The 17,222-nt window shown below is 74.1% G+C and carries 11 protein-coding genes; 7 read left to right on the forward strand and 4 right to left on the reverse strand.

Features of this window, described 5'->3' with window-relative positions:
• Positions 1-15 precede the first annotated feature (15 nt).
• Positions 16-1,086 carry a hypothetical protein gene (locus WMF34_RS18725; protein ID WP_437994089.1) on the reverse strand — a complete coding sequence of 357 codons (1,071 nt, stop codon included), beginning with the start codon at positions 1,084-1,086 and terminating at the stop codon, positions 16-18.
• 137 nt (positions 1,087-1,223) lie between these two features.
• Between WMF34_RS18725 and WMF34_RS18730 the strand changes: the two genes are divergently transcribed.
• The 3 genes from WMF34_RS18730 to WMF34_RS18740 all read left to right on the forward strand — a co-directional run bounded on the left by WMF34_RS18730 (position 1,224) and on the right by WMF34_RS18740 (position 6,067).
• Positions 1,224-2,741, forward strand: a complete 1,518-nt coding sequence (locus WMF34_RS18730) for a TolC family protein (RefSeq protein WP_437994090.1) — start codon at positions 1,224-1,226, stop codon at positions 2,739-2,741.
• A 126-nt stretch (positions 2,742-2,867) separates the two neighbouring features.
• Positions 2,868-4,457: a 3,4-dehydroadipyl-CoA semialdehyde dehydrogenase gene (locus WMF34_RS18735; protein ID WP_012236250.1), complete on the forward strand. Its 1,590-nt coding sequence runs from the start codon at positions 2,868-2,870 to the stop codon at positions 4,455-4,457.
• A gap of 53 nt (positions 4,458-4,510) precedes the next feature.
• The gene (locus WMF34_RS18740) at positions 4,511-6,067 is read left to right on the forward strand and encodes a protein kinase domain-containing protein (protein WP_012236251.1); all 1,557 of its coding nucleotides are present in this window, start codon (positions 4,511-4,513) and stop codon (positions 6,065-6,067) included.
• Positions 6,068-6,148: 81 nt separating this feature from the next.
• Here WMF34_RS18740 and WMF34_RS18745 read toward each other — a convergent pair whose 3' ends face one another.
• Positions 6,149-8,854 (reverse strand): dynamin family protein, encoded by a 2,706-nt coding sequence (locus WMF34_RS18745; protein ID WP_437994091.1) that lies wholly within the window; start codon positions 8,852-8,854, stop codon positions 6,149-6,151.
• A 282-nt stretch (positions 8,855-9,136) separates the two neighbouring features.
• Between WMF34_RS18745 and WMF34_RS18750 the strand changes: the two genes are divergently transcribed.
• The gene (locus WMF34_RS18750; RefSeq protein WP_437994092.1) at positions 9,137-14,305 is read left to right on the forward strand and encodes a pentapeptide repeat-containing protein; all 5,169 of its coding nucleotides are present in this window, start codon (positions 9,137-9,139) and stop codon (positions 14,303-14,305) included.
• A gap of 31 nt (positions 14,306-14,336) precedes the next feature.
• On the opposite strand, the gene WMF34_RS18755 is transcribed toward WMF34_RS18750, so the two are convergent.
• The gene (locus WMF34_RS18755) at positions 14,337-14,963 is read right to left on the reverse strand and encodes a recombinase family protein (RefSeq protein ID WP_437994093.1); all 627 of its coding nucleotides are present in this window, start codon (positions 14,961-14,963) and stop codon (positions 14,337-14,339) included.
• A gap of 44 nt (positions 14,964-15,007) precedes the next feature.
• On the opposite strand from WMF34_RS18755, the gene WMF34_RS18760 reads away from it, so the two are divergent.
• From WMF34_RS18760 to WMF34_RS18770, 3 genes are read left to right on the forward strand one after another with little or no spacing between them, the layout of a single operon-like run.
• Positions 15,008-15,466 (forward strand): hypothetical protein, encoded by a 459-nt coding sequence (locus WMF34_RS18760; protein ID WP_012236256.1) that lies wholly within the window; start codon positions 15,008-15,010, stop codon positions 15,464-15,466.
• 12 nt (positions 15,467-15,478) lie between these two features.
• The gene (locus WMF34_RS18765) at positions 15,479-16,267 is read left to right on the forward strand and encodes a helix-turn-helix domain-containing protein (protein ID WP_012236257.1); all 789 of its coding nucleotides are present in this window, start codon (positions 15,479-15,481) and stop codon (positions 16,265-16,267) included.
• 24 nt (positions 16,268-16,291) lie between these two features.
• Positions 16,292-16,804, forward strand: a complete 513-nt coding sequence (locus tag WMF34_RS18770) for a DoxX family protein (RefSeq protein WP_437994094.1) — start codon at positions 16,292-16,294, stop codon at positions 16,802-16,804.
• Between the two features lie 31 nt (positions 16,805-16,835).
• Here the strand turns inward: WMF34_RS18770 and WMF34_RS18775 are convergent, their stop codons facing one another.
• On the reverse strand, positions 16,836-17,210 hold the full coding sequence (locus WMF34_RS18775; RefSeq protein ID WP_437994650.1) for a type II toxin-antitoxin system VapC family toxin: 375 nt from the start codon (positions 17,208-17,210) through the stop codon (positions 16,836-16,838).
• Between the last annotated feature and the right edge of the window lie 12 nt (positions 17,211-17,222).

Here is a 17,222-nt window from a genome sequence, read left to right on the forward strand (position 1 = left end):
GCGCCGCGGCGCCGCTCACGCTGACAGCGCGCGGCGGTGTTGCTCCGCGAGCAGCACGCGGAGGTGGCTCATCCGGGCGGGGTCGCGCTTGCCGAACTCGTCGAGCGCCGCGGCGACCGCGACCGGCGCGCCGCCGCGGGGCTCCTTCCGGAGCGCCCTCGCCGCCAGCGCGAGCGCGCGGGGGCACAGCACCTCCTCGATGCAGAGCCGCGCGGGCGGCGGCCGCCACGCGGCGTCGCGGTAGCCCCCCGGCGGCGAGGGCTCCGCGAGGAGCGCGAGGCCGTCCGCCTTCGCCTGCAGCGCCGAGAGGATCTCGCGCTCGATCGCGCTGCCCTCCTCGCGATCGCCGCAGCGCTCGATCGTGAGCACCGGCTGCGCCGCGCCGCGCCGCGCCGCGCCCAGCCAGCCCTTCCGCCAGCGCACCGCCGTGGCCCTGCTGATGGTCGCCTCGCCGCGCGCGACGAGGCCCGTGAAGGCGCTGAGCATCAGCACCTCGAACGGCGAGAACGCGTCGCCGCCCTTCGCTCCCGCGATGCGCGAGAGGTTCGCGGCGACGACGGGCAGCCCCGCCTCGATCGCGTCCGAGGAACAGAAGAGCGTCGAGCCCGCGCTCGTCGGGTGGAACCCCGTCAGGCTCACGCCCTCGCCGGCGCCGTACCACCCGAGGAGCGTGCGCACGGTCCCCCGGCGGGCGCCGTCGGCCGAGCAGTAAGCCCACGTGGTGCCCCAGAGATCGAACAGCGACCGCACGATCCACCGCGCGAGCCTCGCGCCGAGAAGAACGCTCGCCGCGAACAGCGCGGCGGCCGCGAGGGACTCGTCCGCGGCCCCGGCCAGGCCCGAGAGGAGCAGCCCGTAGAGCGCCGTGTACGCGAGCAGCAGCCCGCTCGTGATCGCGCTCAGGAACAGCTCGATCCTCGGCGACGCGCCGCGCGGCTCGGACCGCCGCCACACGGCGCGGTGGGGCGGCTCGCCGCAGCGAGCGCAGGGGTCCGCGGGGCCACATCGCCGCCGCGTCCCGCAGCCGAGGCAGATGTCGATCGGGGGCAACCGGCTTGGCATCGGTGGTCCAGAATAGTGGCGCATCCTCGGCTCGTCGCCCACGACCTGACCCGCGGCGCGGGCTCGCCGCGCGCACGGTTTCGCACACGGGCACAGGGCGGGAGCGCGCCCCTGCCCGCTTCGGGCTTGTCGTCGCGCCCTGTCCGGCGCATCGAACGCGCATGCCCCATCGCCGGCTCCGCATGGTCGCTGTCAGCCACCTCGCCGTCCTCTCCCTGTGCCAAGGCGTCGCCCTCGCGCAGCCGGCGCCTCCCCAGGGTCGACCGGGTCAGCAGGCTCAGCCGCGGCCGGGCCAGCAGGCACCCGCGGCGGTCCCGACGACGACACCCCCGACGGCGGCCGCCGCGCCGGCGCCGATGCCGCAGCGCATCGATGTGAACGACCCGGCGCTCGCGCCGGTCCCCCCGCCGGCGCGCACGCTGGCGAGCTGGAACGACGCGCGCGCGATGATCGAGCAGCGGTCGGTCGAGTTCGCCATCGCCGTGCAGGAGGTCGCCCGCGCCGAGGGGGTCGCGAGGCGGGCGCTCGCCGCGGCGCTCCCGAGCCTCGACGCGCGCGGTGATGTGAATCACGAGCTGGCGGGCGGCGGCGCCGAGACGCTCCCGCCGGGCATCGCTCGCCCCCCTGGGGAGCCGACGGGAGCGTTCCAGGATGTCGAGGATGCGCCGACGACCTTGAGGGCGTCGCTCACGCTCCGCCAGCCCGTCCTCGCCCCGCGCGCCTGGTACGGCATCGGCACCGCCAGGCGCTCGGTGGACGTCGCCAAGCTGAGCCTCGAGGATCGCCGCCGCATCACCGTCGGCGCCGTGGCGGACGCCGTCGTCTCGATCGTCACGGCCGAGCGGGTCAGCGAGATCAACCGGGTCGGCCTGCGCAGCGCGCTCGAGCGGCTCGAGCTGACCCGGCGGCGCGAGCGGCTCGGCACCGGCACGAAGCTCGATGTCGTCCGCGCGGAGCAGGACGTCGCGCTCGCCCGCGCGACGCTCGTGTCCGGCGACGAGGCGCTGCGCAAGGCGCGGGAGGCGCTCGGGGCCGTGCTGGGCGAGCGCGGCGAGGTCGGCGTCCCGCAGGGCTTCTCGCTGAACGCGATCGCGGCGGAGGTGCAGTCGCAGTGCGCCGAGGCGCGCGCGGATCAGCGCGCCGACGTCCGCGCCGCCCGGGCCGAGCTCGAGATCGCGGAGCGCAACCTCACCGACGCGAAGCTCGCGTTCGCCCCGTACGTCGATCTGTCGAGCACGCTGAGCGCTCAGACCTCGCTCGGGGACGAGTCCACCCGCCGGGCGCGGTCCTGGGGGTGGTCCATCGGCGCCGTGCTCACCGTCCCCATCTGGGACGGCGGGGCGCGCTACGGCGATCTCCAGATCAACCGGGCCGCGGTCGAGCAGCAGCGGGTTCGCCTCGGCGCGGTGGAGCGCACCGCCGGGCTCGAGACGACGCAGGCGGTCCGGGGCGTCGCCGTCGCCGAGCAGTCGCGCGCGGTCGCCGAGCAGTCGCGCGACCTCGCGCGCGAGACCGCGCGCCTCACGCAGGTCGCGTTCGAGGCCGGCACCGCGACGAGCTTCGATCTCGTCGAGTCCGGCCGCAGGCAGCGCGAGGCCGAGCTCGATCTCGCGGTGCGGGAGTTCGAGGTGGTGAAGGCGAAGATCACCGCGCTGCTCGCGTCCGCCTCGTGCAGATGAAATGCGCGCAGGGCGTGCGCGCGCCACACGCACCGAGCGCGGCCGCGGCGCGGCGCGCGCCGAGCGCGGCCGTGACAGCGCGCGGGGGGTTGTGCCGAGCGACCGCGCGAGTAGGCTACGCGCCCGATGGAGCGGCTCGAGAGCTACGTCGAAGGGCAGTGGCGCGCCGGCCAGGGCGCGCCGCACGTGCTCGTCAACCCCGCGACCGAGGAGCCGCTCGCCGAGACGAGCACGGACGGCCTCGACCTCGCGGCCGCGGTGGCGTTCGCGCGCGCCGAGGGCGGGCCCGCGCTGCGCGCGCTCACGTTCGCGGAGCGCGGCGAGCTGCTCCGCGCCATGTCGCGCGCCGCGCACGCCGAGCGCGACGCGCTCATCGACGTCGCCATCCGGAACGGCGGCAACACCCGCGGCGACGCCAAGTTCGACGTCGACGGCGCGATCGGCACGCTCGCCTACTACGCCGACCTCGGCGCCCAGCTCGGCGACGCGCGGCTGCTCACGGACGGCGACGGCGTGCAGCTCGGGCGCTCGCCGCGCTTCTTCGGCCAGCACATCCTCGTCCCGCGCCCCGGCGTCGCGGTGCACATCAACGCCTTCAACTTCCCCGCATGGGGGCTCGCGGAGAAGGCCGCCTGCGCGCTCCTCGCGGGCATGCCGGTCATCACGAAGCCCGCGACCAGCACCGCGCTCGTCGCGCTCCGGCTGATGAAGATCTTCACCGAGCGCGCCCCGCTGCCGCGCGGCGCGCTCTCCTTCGTCGCCGGCCCGCCGGGCGATCTCCTCGCGCACCTCGGCGGCGAGGACGTCCTCGCCTTCACCGGATCGAGCGCCACCGGCGCCGCGCTCCGGCTCTCGCCGGGCCTCGTGCGGGAGGGCGTCCGCGTGAACGTCGAGGCCGACAGCCTGAACGGCGCCGTCCTCGGCCCCGACGCCGTCCCCGGCTCCGAGACGTACGCGATGTTCCTGCGCGACGTCGCGCGCGACATCACCCAGAAGGCCGGCCAGAAGTGCACGGCGATCCGCCGCATCTTCGCGCCCGCGGCCGTCGTCGACGCCGTCCGCGACGACCTCGTCGACCGTCTCCGCGACGCGCGCGTCGGCGATCCCGCGCAGGACGGCGTCACGGTGGGTCCGCTGACCACGTCCGATCAGCTCCGCGGCGTGCGCGCGGGCATCGAGCGCCTCGCGGCGGGCGCTGCGGTGGCGCTCGGCGGCGCCGGGCCTTTCGAGGCGATCGGGGTGCCCCCGGGCAAGGGGTACTTCGTGCCGCCGACGCTGCTCGTCGCGAGCGGCCCCGACGGCGCGCCCGCCGCGCACGAGCACGAGGTCTTCGGCCCCGTCGCCACGCTCTTCCCGTACGACGGCGGCGCGGCGCACGCCGTGGCGCTCCTGCGCCGGGGCCGCGGGAGCCTCGTTTGCTCCGTCTACAGCGACGACCGCGCCTTCGCGGCGGAGGTGCTGCTCGGCGTCGCGCCGTACCACGGCCGCGTCCTGCTCGGCAGCGAGAAGATCGCCGATCAGGCGCCCGGCCCGGGCACCGTCCTCCCGCAGACGATCCACGGCGGCCCGGGCCGCGCCGGCGGCGGCGAGGAGCTCGGCGGCCTGCGCGGGCTCCATTTCTACTCGCAGCGCACCGCCGTGCAGGGATCGCGGCCGATCCTGGAGGCGATCCTCGGGGCGAAGGGCGAGCCCCGCCCCGCGCCGGCGAAGCCGTAGATCGCGAAGGCCGGGGTAGCTCTTTCCGTGGACTTTATGGTGAAGTCTCGCTCATGAGCGCGGGCCCGCAACTCATCGGCAAGACGATCGCAGGGCGCTTCCGCGTCACCGGGTTCATCGGCGAGGGCGCGATGGCGGCGGTCTACCGCGGCGAGCAGGACGCGGAGCCGCGCGACGTCGCCATCAAGATCATGCACCCGCAGCTGCTCGGCGACGAGACGTTCGTCACCCGCTTCTACCGGGAGGCGAAGGCGGCGTCGCGCCTCCACCACCCGAACACGGTGCAGATCCTCGACTCCGGCGTGGAAGGGCACCTGCCGTACATCGTGATGGAGCTCGTCGCCGGGAAGGACCTGTTCGAGGTCCTGCTCGCCGAGCGCCGCTTCTCCGAGGCCCGCGCCGCGCGGTTCCTGATCGGCATCACCGACGCCCTCGCCGCCGCCCACGCGCGGGGCATCGTGCACCGCGATCTCAAGCCCGAGAACGTGATGGTCCTGCGGGATCCGGCGGATCCGTCGGTCGAGCGCGTGAAGGTGCTCGACTTCGGGATCGCGAAGATGGTCGAGAGGAACACCCGCGGCGAGGACGACGGGCCGAACAGCGCGCCCATCAGCGTCTGGGGCTCGGTCACCACGGTCGGCGTGGTCGTCGGCACGCCCGCGTACATGTCCCCGGAGCAGTGCCGCGGCGACGCCATCGACGGGCGCAGCGACGTGTACGCGTGCGGGGTGCTCCTGTTCCTGCTCGTCACGGGCCGGCTCCCCTTCCCGCCCACGGCCGTCGCGTGGGAGGTGGCGATGGATCACCTCCGGAAGCCGCCGCCGGCGCCGAGCCAGTTCCTGCCGCAGATCCACCCTGCCCTCGAGGCGATCATCCTCACCGCGCTCGCGAAGTGGCCGAACCAGCGCCAGCAGAGCGCGGCCGAGCTGCGCGACGAGCTCGAGCGGCTCCTGCCCCACCTGCCTTCCGCGCTGCTCCCTGCCGCCCGGACGAGCGCGCCCGAGGACGCGCCGACCCTCGAAGTGGCGATGCCGCAGTCGCTCCGGAGCTCCATGACGGCCGCGCCGCCGCTGCGCGAGGGCGATCTGCCGCCGCCGGCGCAGCGGGGCGAGGTGCTGGCGAAGTCCGTGTTCCGCGAGGCGTCGCTGACGGAAGGGCCGCCGTCGAGCGCGATCCTGTCGCTCGCCGCGACGCTCCCCGGCGTCGCCCTCCCGCGCGAGGCGCCGGCAGGACCGACGTCGGACGATCTCTCGCGGACGCTCCCGGCGGTGCGGCGGCTCGTCGCGCCGACGAGCGATCCGCCGGCGAGCGACGTCGTGATCCACGATCGCAAGGACTTCGGGCCGCTCCTCCCCGCCGCGGGCGCCCGCGCGCCGTCCCCGAGGGCGGAGGCGCCGCGAGGCGCCGGCGCGCCCGCCGCCGCCGCGCCGCCGCGGCCGCCCTCGCGGTCCTCGGCCGAGAACGTCATCGAGATCGCGCCGGCGCCGGTCCGGCGCGACCGCCGCCCGCCCGCGCGCCCGACGGACCTGTGGATGGTCAAGCTCGTGGTCCCGCTGGCGCTGGTGATCGGGCTGGCGCTCGGGGTGCTCGCCTTCTTCCTGAGCCGCTGACGCCTCGCGCCTCAGGCGCTGGCCGGCGTGACGGGCGCCTCGAAGGCGGCCGTTCTTCCCGAGCCGCCGACGCCTTTCGCCTCAGGCGCTGGCCGGCGTGGCGGGCGCCTCGAAGGCGACCCGGAGCGCCTGCGCGCGCAGCTCGATCGCCGCCGACGCGGGCGGCGGGACCGGCGCCTCCGCCTCGGCCGACAGCGCCATCGCGAACGCGTCGATCGCGGCCTCGACGACGCCCTCGATCGGGCGCGCCGCGAGCTCGTCGGGGGCGTCGTGGACCGCCACCATGCCCATCAGGACGGCGCGCACGTGGGCCGCCGCCCGCGGCGACGGCGAGGCGCCCCCTTCTTCGACGTCGCGCGCGCCGCGCGCGCCGCGCGCCCCCGGCTCCGCGCCGGCCCGCGCCGCCCTCGCGATCTCGGCGGAGAGCGGCCAGCTCAGCCGCGCCACGAGCCGCTCCTGCACGTAGGCGCGGACGCTCGCGTCGGTGCGCTTGCGCTCCTCGGGCAGCGCCGCGATCGGGCGCAGGTCGGACGCGAGCTCCCGGCGCGCCGGCTCGAGCGCCTTGTCGATCGCCGCGGCGAGCGCGCGCCGCTCGCGGCGCAGGTACGCCGCGCTCGCGCGGAGCCGGTCGGCCTCGGCGCGCGCCCTCCGCCCGGCCTCGCGGTCCTCGGCCGCGCGCGCCGACGCCGCCTGGGCGAGCTCGGCCGCGATGCGGCCCGCCTTGCGGCGGAGCGCGCGCTCGCGGAGCGCGTCGCTCGCGTCGACGATCTGCTCGGCGAAGAGCGCCTCGACCTCGGCCCACCCCGACGCCGCGAGCGCCTCCTCGTCGCCGAGGCGCCCCTTCAGCGAGAGCCGCGCCGAGAACGCGATCGGCGGCGTGAGCGAGGCGATGGCGCTCGCCGCGAGGCTGTCGCGCACGTGCGCGAGCACCGTCTCCAGGGCGTCGGGCTTGAGCCGGTCGGCCTTGTTCGCGAGGATCTGCACGGGCACGCCGAGCGCGCTGATCTCGGAGAGCACCCGCCGCTCCGACTCCTTCATCGCCTGGGGCGCGTCGAGCAGCCAGATGGCGACGTGGGCCTCGTCGAACGCCCGCCGCGCCTCGGCGATGTGATCGGGGTCAGGCGCGTTGAAGCCGGGCGTGTCGAGGATCTCGACGCGCTTGAGCCGCTCGATGGGCGCGTAGATGAACACCCGCGCGACCTTGTCCCCGGCCGCCGCGAGCGCGCGCAGCGTGTCCTTCAGCGCCGCGTGCGGCACGACGCGGTCCTGGCCGCCGCGCACGACGATGCGCGCGAACGGATCGGGCGCCCAGGCGACCCAGTGGAGCGTCGCGGTCGTCGGCAGGACGCCGGTCGGCGCCACGTCCTCGCCGAGCAGGGCGTTCAGGAACGTGCTCTTGCCCGCGTTGAACTCGCCCACCACGGCCGCGCGGAGCGGCCGCTCCCGCTCCACCGCGAGGGCCTCGATCGCCGCGAGCAGGTCGAGCCGGTCGAGCAGCTTGGCCGTGCGCGCGAGCTCGCGCAGCACGTCGCCCCACGCGGCGGCGGCGCGGGCCCCGGCGGGGCCGCCCGCGGGGGGCACCCACGCCTGCGCGATCGCGCGGCGCATGTCGTCGGCCCACGCCGCGCCCTCGCCGGTCACCGCGTCGAGCGCGTCGAGCGCGCCGCTCCCCTGCCCCGCGGACGCCATCGCCGCGGCGTCGCGCAGCCGGACGAGGTCGGGCGGGAGCGGGGGCGCGGCCGCGCCGCGCGGCTCCTTGTCGTCGTCCTTGGCGTTGCCGCGCGCGGCGAGCGCGTCGAGCGCGCCGAGGTCGCGGGTCTCGACGGCCATGCGGAGCAGCGCCGCGGCGGCCGCGCGGTCGCCCGCGGAGAGCCCGCGCGCGAGCGCCTGCCGCGCGTCGTCGCGCCGCCCCTCGGCGAAGGCGAACGCGGCGGCCCAGGTCGGCTCGTCGAGCGCGCCCGCAGCGCGGACGACGCGGCGCACGCGGTCGACGACGAGCACGTCGCGGGAGGCGGCGACCAGGGCGGCGCAGAGCTCCGCCGCGCCGGGGACGTCGAGCACGAGCGCCCGCAGCCCGAGGTCGAGCGCCCGCCCCACCACGGCGGGCGGCAGGGCCGCCGCGGAGGAGCCCGCCGCGGGGAAGCCCGCCGCCGCGCTCGCCTCGGCCAGCGCGAGCCGGGCGAGCACGAGGGCGGCGCGCCCCTCGATCGCGGTGGGCTCGCCGAGGATCTCCGCGGCGGCGCGCGCGCCGTCGAGATCGCCGTACGCGAGCGCGCACTCGGCGCGGCGGAGGGCCACGTCGCGGTCGGGCACGGTCGTGAGCGGCGCCGGGATGCGGTCGAGCCAGCGCTGCGCGCGGGCCGGGTCGCCCGCGGCGAGGTCGAGGTCCGAGAGATCGAGCAGCGCGAGGCGCGCCGCGTCGCGCTCCTCCGGCGCCGACGTGGCCCGCTCGAGCGCGTCGCGCGCGCCGTCCCAGCCGATGCGCTGCCCCGCGCGGCCGAGGCGGAGCCACACGTCGGCGCGCCACGGGACGCGCTTCGCGAGATCCGTGAGCGAGGCGACGACCTCCTGGTCGAGCCACGCGTCCTCCGCGGCGTCGGCCCAGAGCGCCAGCCCGACGGCCGAGTCGGGCAGCACGGAGAGGATGGTGCGGGCGTGCTCGCGGGCCTCGAGGGGCATGCCCTTCGCGAGCGCGGCCTCGGCGGCGCTGCGCTCGTTCTCGAGGCCGAGGGCGAGGATCTCGACCCGCCCGAAGAACCGGTTGAGCGCCTCGACGAGCCTCGCCATGGGCGGGATGAAAGCCTCCCGGGAGGGCGGTCGTCCAGGAAGAAGCGAAGGCGGGCAGCCAGGCTCGGATCTGGCCGGAGGCTCCCCCGGGGAGCCTCGCTGGAGGTCTCGACCTGGGGCGGGCCTCGAAAACGAGGGGACCGCCAGGTCCGGGCCCCTTCAGGATCTGACCACCAGCGCTCGATCAGGTCGGGACCCAGTCAGGATCTGGTCACCAGCGCTCGGCCAGGTCTCGACCCGGACCGAGCCCGGAACGTCAGCGCCTGTTGTTAGAGTGGACCTGTGCCGACAGACATCGTTGCAGGGCGCGTCGACGCGCTGATCGTCACCGCGCTGCAGGACGAGCTCGAGGCGGTCCTCGCGCTCGGCGAGGGCGGTCGAGACGGCTGGCGGGAGGCGCGGGATCCAGGCGGGTTCCCGTACTTCGTCCGCGACCTCCCGAACGACCGCGGCGAGCCGCTCCGCGTCGCCGCGGCGTGGTCGGGGCGGATGGGCGAGAGCGCGGCGGCGGCGAGGGCGCAGGGGCTCATCGAGGAGCTCGATCCAGGGTGCCTCGCGATGTGCGGCATCTGCGCCGGCAAGCGCGGCGAGGTGTCGCTCGGCGACGTCATCGTCGCCGACCGGGTCTACAGCTACGACGAGGGCAAGCGCGTCGCCCACGGCGGCGGCGAGGGCGCGTTCTTCCACGACATCGAGACGTACAACCTCGAGCGCACGTGGAACATGGATGCGGCGCTCTTCGCGCGCGAGTTCGAGCGGCAGGCGGCGTTCGCGGCCGAGCGCCCGCCGTCGAAGCCGTCCCAGGCGTGGTGGCTCCGGCACGCGCTCTACGAGAGCCAGGTGGAGGGGGGACCGCCGCCCGTCTCGCGGCCGGAGCGGGCAGCGCGGTGCCCGGGCTGGACCGATCGCATCGGGGAGCTGGAGGCGGCGGGCGTGCTCCGTATCGGCGACGGCGGCCTCGAGCTCACGGAGGCGGGCGTGGCGCAGGTCCGCCGGGATCGCCTGCTCCACCCGGACGGCCCGCCGTCGGCCCGGCCGTTCCGCGTGCACATCGGCCCGATCGCCACGGGCAAGGCGGTGCAGGAGGACGCGGGGCTGTTCGAGCGGCTGAAGCCGATCGGGCGCAAGGTGCTCGGCGTCGAGATGGAGGCCGCGGCGATCGGCTACGTCGCGGAGCGCCTCGGGAGGCGGTCGATCATCGCGAAGGCGGTCTCGGATCACGCCGACCACGACAAGAACGACAGCTTCCGCGCGTTCGCGTGCCGCGCCTCGGCGGAGTTCCTCGTCGCGTTTCTGAGGCGCTTTCTTGCGCCTGCGCGCGCCGAGCACGCCGGGCGAGTCCCCATGTTGCGCCGCCTCCCGGCGCGCGCGCGGGGCGGCCACGCGGGTCCGCACGGCGACGACATCCTCCTGCCCGGGGAAGGGCGCAGCGACGACTTCCTCTCGCGGGTCGAGCGCGTGTGCAGGCTGCGAGAGCCCGAGGGCGTGAAGATCGAGTGGTTCGACGCGCCCCTCCCCTTCGGCGTCTACCTTCGCGTCTCGGTCAACGAGGGCGGCATCGTCCGGATCGCGCCGCTCGCGGCGCTCGAGAGCGGCATCTCGACCGAGGCGGTCTCCGCGTTCATCGAGAGCATCGACGCCTCGTACCGGCGCGAGGATCCCGGCCTCGTGTCCACGCTGGTCTACGGCGGCGAGCCCGCGCCGGAGGAGCTCGTGCGTTACGCGAGCGCGCGGCGCGTGCGCCTCGTGCGGTTCCTCGAGTACCAGGGGCTCATCGACTTCCGCGGCTACCTGGCGTGGCAGAACGCGAGCCTCGAGCGGGACCCCACGTATCCGCCGGATCTCTACGTCGACCAGCGCGTCGCGCTCACGACGGGCCAGGAGGAGGTGCTGCACGAGCGGGCGCTCGATGCGCTCGCAGCGCTGCTCGACTCCGAGCACAACCGGTTCGTGCTGGTGCTCGGCGACTTCGGCACGGGCAAGACGTTCCTCCTGCACGAGCTCGCGCGGCGGCTGGGCAACGCGGGCGGCCCGCTGACGCCGGTGCTCATCGAGATGCGCGCGCTGGAGAAGGCGCGCGACCTGAACGCGCTCATCGCGCAGCACCTGGCGCTCGCGGGGCTCGGCAAGATCGATCTGCCGGCGTTCCGGCACATGCTGGCCGAAGGGCGGATCGCGCTCCTGTTCGACGGCTTCGACGAGCTCGCCTTCCGCGTGACGTACGACCGCGCGGTCGAGCACTTCGACACGCTGATCCAGGCGGCGCAGGGCAAGGCGGCGAAGGTGGTGGTGACGAGCCGGAGCCAGCATTTCATCTCGGAGCAGCAGGTGAGGTCGGCGCTCGCGGAGCGGGCCGCCTTGCTGCCCGGTTATCGGCTCGTGCGGCTGCAGCCGTTCACCGGGGCGCAGATCCGCAGGTTCCTGGTGAACCGGCTCGACAGCGAGGAGGCGGCTGACGAGCGCATCCAGCTGCTCGCGGAGGTGAAGGACCTGCTCGGCCTATCGGCGAACCCGCGGATGCTGGGGTTCATCGCCGAGATCGAGGCGGCGCAGCTACGGCAAGCGAAGGCGGGAGACGGCGAGATCACCTCGGCGGGGCTCTACAAGCTGCTCCTGGATCGGTGGCTCGTCTGGGAGTACGAGCGCGCGCACCCGAAGGGCGCGCAGCCGGGGCTGTCGGTGGCGCAGCGGTGGCGTGCGGTGACGGAGCTCGCGACGCGGCTGTGGCAGCGGACGGAGCAGAGCGTGAACATCCGCGAGCTGCCGGCGGAGCTCATCGCGGCGCTGCAGGCGCTCGGGCGGCACGAGCTCGATCTCGGGGTAACGGTGCACCAGATCGGGTCGGGGACGCTTCTCGTGTGGGACGACCAGGAGAACTTCCGGTTCATCCACCAGTCGGTGCTGGAGTGGCTCGTGGCGCGGGAGGCGGCCGAAGAGGTGCAGCGCTCCGGGGAGTCGGCGGCGCTCGCGCAGCGGGACGTGAGCGACCTGATGGCGGATTTCTTCGGGGCGCTCGCGGGACGGGAGGCGACGGCGACGTGGGTACGGCAGGCGCTCGGCGGGGCGTGGGGGACGGTGGCGACGGCGAACGCGCTCCGGATCGACGGGCGGACGGCGCTTGGGGTGAGCGAGCAGATGAACCTCGCGGGGGCGGATCTGCGGGGGCAGGATCTGTCGGGGAAGAACTTCTGCGGGTGCGATCTGCGGGGGGCGGACCTGAGAGAGGCGAAACTCGTGGGGGCCAACCTGAGCGGGGCGCAGATGGGAGGGGCGCTGCTCGAGGGGGCGGACCTCTCCGGGGCGGCGCTCTGCGGGGCGGACCTGACCGGGGCGACGGCGGTTCGAGCGCGGATTGTGGGCGCGGATCTGACCGGAGCGAAGCTCGCCTCGACGAGGCTGCGCGGGGCGAAGCTCGTGGGGGCACGGGGGGCGAAGCTCGACGGGTGCGACACGTTCGGCGCGGCGATGCCGGATGCGGCGAGGTTCGAGCCGACGTGGGTACAAGGCAGCCGGTGCAACGCTGTAGCGATCAGCCCCGATGGGACCTTGCTCGCATCGGGTCACTCCCACGGGATCGTGCTGTGGGACATGGCGACCGGGGGCGCGCTGCGCAGGCTGAACGGCCACTCCGACTGGGTCACGAGCATCGCTTTCAGCCCTGACGGGGATACGCTCGCGTCCGGCTCGGACGATTGCACTGTCCGGCTCTGGGACGTATCGACTGGCAACGTGCTCTGCGTGCTCAAGGGGCACGCTCATCATGTGAACAGCGTGACGTTCAGCCCTGACGGCGAGACGCTGGCTTCCGGATCTTCTGACTGTACCGTCCGGCTCTGGCAGGTGGCCACCTTCCGACAAATCGCCGTGCTCCACGGCCATCGGGATGGAGTGATGGCCGTCAAGTTCAGCCCCGACGGCGCGACGCTCGCCTCCGGCGCTCACGACACCGTCATCCGGCTCTGGAAGGTCGCGACAGGCGACGTGCTTCGCGTAGTGAGCGGCCACCGGGCTGGCGTGCTCAGCATCGCGTTCAGCCCCGACGGCGGCACGCTGGCCTCCGGCTCCGCGGACTACGACATTGGCCTCTGGGACGTCACGACGGGCGAGCAGCGGAACACGCTGAAGGGCCACTTGCGAAGCGTGAGGAGTGTCGCGTTCAGCCCCGACGGCGCGACGCTCGCCTCCAGCGCGGGAGACGGAGCCGTGCAGCTGTGGAATCGATCAGGCGTCGCGTTGCACGCGCTCCAGGGCCACTCCGCCGCCGTGACGAGCGTCGCGTTCAGCCCCGACGGCGCGACGCTCGCCTCTGGTTCGAAGGACAGCACGGTGCGCCTGTGGCACGTGTCGACGGGTGGCGCCGTGCGCGTGCTGGAAGGACAGCCGAGCGTGTCCATGGCCATGGCGTTGAGCGCCGATGGCGGGACGCTCGCGCTCGGCTCCGAAGACGTTGGCATTCAGCTCTGGCGGATGTCGGCATGGACTGCGGCGCCGCCGCTCGTGGATCGCGGCATCTCCTCCGCGAAGCTGGTCTTCAGCCCTGACGGCACGACGCTGGCGTTCGCACAGCGCGACCACACGGTCCGGCTCGGAAGGCTCGGCGCAGACCGCACGGCGCGCGTGTTGAGGGGGCATTATCATCGCATCATGGATATCGCCTTCCGCCATGACGGGGGCATGCTCGCGTCAGGCTCGCTCGACGGGACAGTGCGACTCTGGCACACCGAGGCAGCGGAGCCGCTTCGCGTGATGGAAGATCACGAAGATGGAATCAGCAGCGTGGCGTTCAGCCCTGACGGCACGATGCTGGCATCAGGATCGTTCGATCGAACCATCCGGCTCTGGAAGGTGGACGGCGAAGGAGCAGCGCGCGTGCTGGAAGGCCATGGTCGTGTCGTGAGGAGCGTGGCGTTCAGCCCTGATGGGGCGACGCTCGCCTCGGGCTCCGACGACACGACCGTCCGCCTCTGGCCTCTCGTCGAGGGCGCCGAGCAGCGCGCGCTGGCCGGCCACGCCGGCCAGGTGAAGTGCGTGACCTTCAGCCCCGACGGTGCATGGCTCGCATCAGGGTCCGACGACGGCAGCGTTCTCCTCTGGCGTGTGTCCGCCGATTACACGGCGCGCGTCCTCCAGGGGCACACCGGCGAGATCGTGAGCGTGGCCTTCATGCCGGATGGAGAGATGCTGCTCTCCAGCTCCACCGACGGTACCATCCGCTTCTGGGACGTGCGGACTGGCGCCTGTCTCGCCGTGCTGCTCAAGCTCCCCGAGGGCTGGGTCGCCTTCCGCCCAGACGGCTGCTACAAGCTCAGCGGCAACGTTGCAGGGGGCTTCTGGCACGCCTCCAACCTGTGCCGCTTCGAGCCAGGCGAGCTCGACGAGCTCATGCCCGGCCTGCGCATCCCGGATGACGAGCCGCTGCTCCCCTTGCTGCCAGTGCGCGGCCGGGGCTGAGCGCGGATCGTCGAGCTGCCGGCCCAAACGACTACAGCACCTTGTCGATCACCTCGATCACGATCCCGCCGAATCGGCCCTCGTCGGCGCGGCACCTCACGCCCCGGACGACGCATGCGTGGCTATCCCGAGGCTCGCCGGTATCCGCGTAGCGCGCCCCGAAGCCGCCGCCGAACGACGTGTTGAAGAACTGGAGAGGCCGTCCGGCCTCGTCTGTGGCCTCGTGCTTGCAGAGACCGCACACCGCGCGCGGGTGGCGTGGCCACAGCTCCAAGGGATCGCTGCAGATCGGGCAGCGGTGCGTCCCGTCCGGCATCCCGCTCCCATCGGCGGTCACGAGGCGCGCGCCGCGCTCGCCCGCGGCGGACCTGTACGGGCCGCTGAGCCCCGCGATGCTGGCGCGGTCGTCGCTCGCGACCGCGAGCAGGCCGGCGCCGGCGAGGGTGAGCGCTTCGAGCGCCGCCGCGAAGCCGGGCCGGTCGCCGATGTCCTCCCCGCGATCCTCGTGCCAGGACGCGATCTCGACGCCCTCCCGGCTGGCCCAGGCCTGGATCGCCTGGCGCTGCTCTGGAGCCGAGGCGCACGCGGCGTCCGTGGAGACGCGGACGTAGGCGACGGCGCGCTCGGGACTGCCACGCTTGAACCGGCGAGCTGTCATCGGGGGTGAGAGAATCCTGAACGGCGATACTTGTCCAGCGGGCGGTGGTTGTGGTCGCGGGTGGCTCGCCCCCCCCCGAGCGGCGCGCGGAGGAGGTTCGCCGCGCTTGCTTTCAGCTCAGGGGCGGCGCCTGCGCGCTGCGCGCGTTCGAGATCGACGGGGCCGCAGAGGCAGAGGACGACGATCTGCTACGCTTGCTCGGGTTCGACGAGGCCGGGACCGTCCAGGCTCGACGATGGCTCGCGCAGCAGCTTGGATCCGAGGAGCTCGCCGTAGAAGTCCGGTTGTCGCCCGAGCAGGTGCTGCTCGCCTTGCCCGACGACGTGCTCCGCGCCCTGTCCGATTCCTACCTCGAGACGCTCTCGGAGGAGACGCGCGCCGCCATCCGCGAGCGCATCGGGCGGTGGGACGGCAGTTCGGCTGACCGCGCGCGCAGGAGCACACGGAAGGGCCTCTGCTCTCGCGCGGCGAGCCCTCGCCAGGCATTCGCTGAGTCCGGGTAGACTCCAGGACCGATGCTCCTCCCGCCGAGAGCGACGGGCCTCGCCGCGGGCGCCCTGCGCCCGTGGCCCTCCGTGCTGGCGACGTGGGGCCCTGGAGAGCGAAGCACGCTGCACGCCCACCATTGCTGGCACCTCGTGCTGGCGCTCGATGGGGAGCTCCAGATCCAGACGGCCGACAGGGGCGCGCTCCAGCGTGGAAGCGCCGTCCTCACGGCCCCGGACACCGCGCACGCGATCGATGCGTCGGGCGTCCGTGTGCTCATCGTGTTCATCGAGCCGGAGAGCGACGTTGGAGATGGGCTCGCCCAGGCGCTCGGGGCATCGACGATCGAGGTCATGGGCAGCGAGACGGCAGACCGGCTGCGGTCGCGCGTCGCCGAGCGAGGAGAGGCCGGGCTCTCGGCGGCGCTGCCCGGCGTGTTCGAGGCGCTGGGGATCGCGGTCCCGCCGTCGTCACCGAGGTCGAGGCACCCGGGGGTCCAGCGGGTGCTGCGCCACCTGCGGGCGGGCGCCGGAGACGCGGACACGTCGCTCGAGGCCCTGGCCCGCATCGCCCGGCTCTCGCCGGGGCGGTTCATGCACGCCTTCACGGAGAGCGTCGGCGTGCCGCTGCGGCCGTACCTCCTGTGGCTCAAGCTGGAGCGCGCCGGGGCGGCGATCGCCGGCGGCGCGGCGCTCTCGGAGGCCGCCAGCGCGGCCGGGTTCGCGGACGCGGCGCACATGACCCGGACCTTCCGCCGGATGTTCGGGGTGAGCCCCTCCGATCTGAGACGCCGTAGCCAGCTCGTTCAAGACGGGTGACGAGCGGGTCGCCACCTTGAGGGCATGGCACCTCTGCTCGTCCTCTCGATCTCGTTCGCGCTGTTCGTTGTCCTCGGGCGCCTCGGCGTCAGGCACCTCGGGAGCTGGGTCACGTGCTTGCGGTACGCCCTCGCGGCGATGTTCCTGCTGACCGGATCGGCCCACTTCGGGAGCCGGCGCGCCGAGCTCGTGGCGATGGTGCCGCCGGCGCTGCCCTACCCCGAGCTCCTCGTGGCCGCGACGGGGGTCCTGGAGATCGCGGGCGCGGCGGCGCTCCTTGTGCCGCGGCTCGCGCCGTGGGCGGCCGGGGGGTTGACGGTGCTGCTCCTGGCGATGTTCCCTGCGAACGTGCACGCGGCGCGCGCGGGGCTCACGCTGGGCGGCAGCCCGGTGACGCCGCTCGTGCCGCGCACGCTGATGCAGATCGCGTTCGTCGCCGCGACGGTCGCCGTGGCGCTCGGCGCTCGTGGCGGGGAGCGGACGAAGCGTGAACGAGCTCGGGGTGCGCTGCGCGGCGCGCCAGGCGCTGCCGATTGAGGCGACCGAGCCGGCAGGGCACTAGGTTAGCTCAGGTCGTCTCCCAGTCCTCCAGACGGAGCTTCGTGACGCGGGAGAACTCGGAGATGTTGTGGGTGACCAACCTGAGATCGTGTGCGAATGCGATCGCCGCGATGAGCAGGTCGTTGGCTCCGATGGCCTGTCCGCGTCCCTCGAGATCAGCTCGAATCACGGCGTACCTCTCTGCGGCTACGTCGTCGAACGAGAGCGATTTGTAGCGAGCGAAGAAGGTTCGCTGAACGGCGAGATTCCGTTCGCGCCGCGCGCTTCGCTCCGACCCGTAGAACATCTCCGCCTTGACGATGCTGCACACGCAGATGTCTTCATCGGGTGTCTCGGTCAGGCGATCGATGAGCGCTTGCGACCGTTGGTTGAGGAATCGAATGCAGGTGTTGCT

The sequence above is a fragment of the Sorangium sp. So ce145 genome (genome assembly GCF_051525985.1).
GTDB lineage: Bacteria > Myxococcota_A > Polyangia > Polyangiales > Polyangiaceae > Sorangium > Sorangium cellulosum_B.

Excerpts from the sequence above, each read along its gene's own strand:
- WMF34_RS18745 (WP_437994091.1), bottom strand. The coding sequence starts at position 8,854 with ATGGCGAGGCTCGTCGAGGCGCTCAACCGGTTCTTCGGGCGGGTCGAG.
- WMF34_RS18730 (WP_437994090.1), top strand. The coding sequence starts at position 1,224 with ATGCCCCATCGCCGGCTCCGCATGGTCGCTGTCAGCCACCTCGCCGTC.
- WMF34_RS18765 (WP_012236257.1), top strand. The coding sequence starts at position 15,479 with ATGCTCCTCCCGCCGAGAGCGACGGGCCTCGCCGCGGGCGCCCTGCGC.
- WMF34_RS18755 (WP_437994093.1), bottom strand. The coding sequence starts at position 14,963 with ATGACAGCTCGCCGGTTCAAGCGTGGCAGTCCCGAGCGCGCCGTCGCC.
- WMF34_RS18725 (WP_437994089.1), bottom strand. The coding sequence starts at position 1,086 with ATGCGCCACTATTCTGGACCACCGATGCCAAGCCGGTTGCCCCCGATC.
- WMF34_RS18770 (WP_437994094.1), top strand. The coding sequence starts at position 16,292 with ATGGCACCTCTGCTCGTCCTCTCGATCTCGTTCGCGCTGTTCGTTGTC.
- WMF34_RS18735 (WP_012236250.1), top strand. The coding sequence starts at position 2,868 with ATGGAGCGGCTCGAGAGCTACGTCGAAGGGCAGTGGCGCGCCGGCCAG.
- WMF34_RS18740 (WP_012236251.1), top strand. The coding sequence starts at position 4,511 with ATGAGCGCGGGCCCGCAACTCATCGGCAAGACGATCGCAGGGCGCTTC.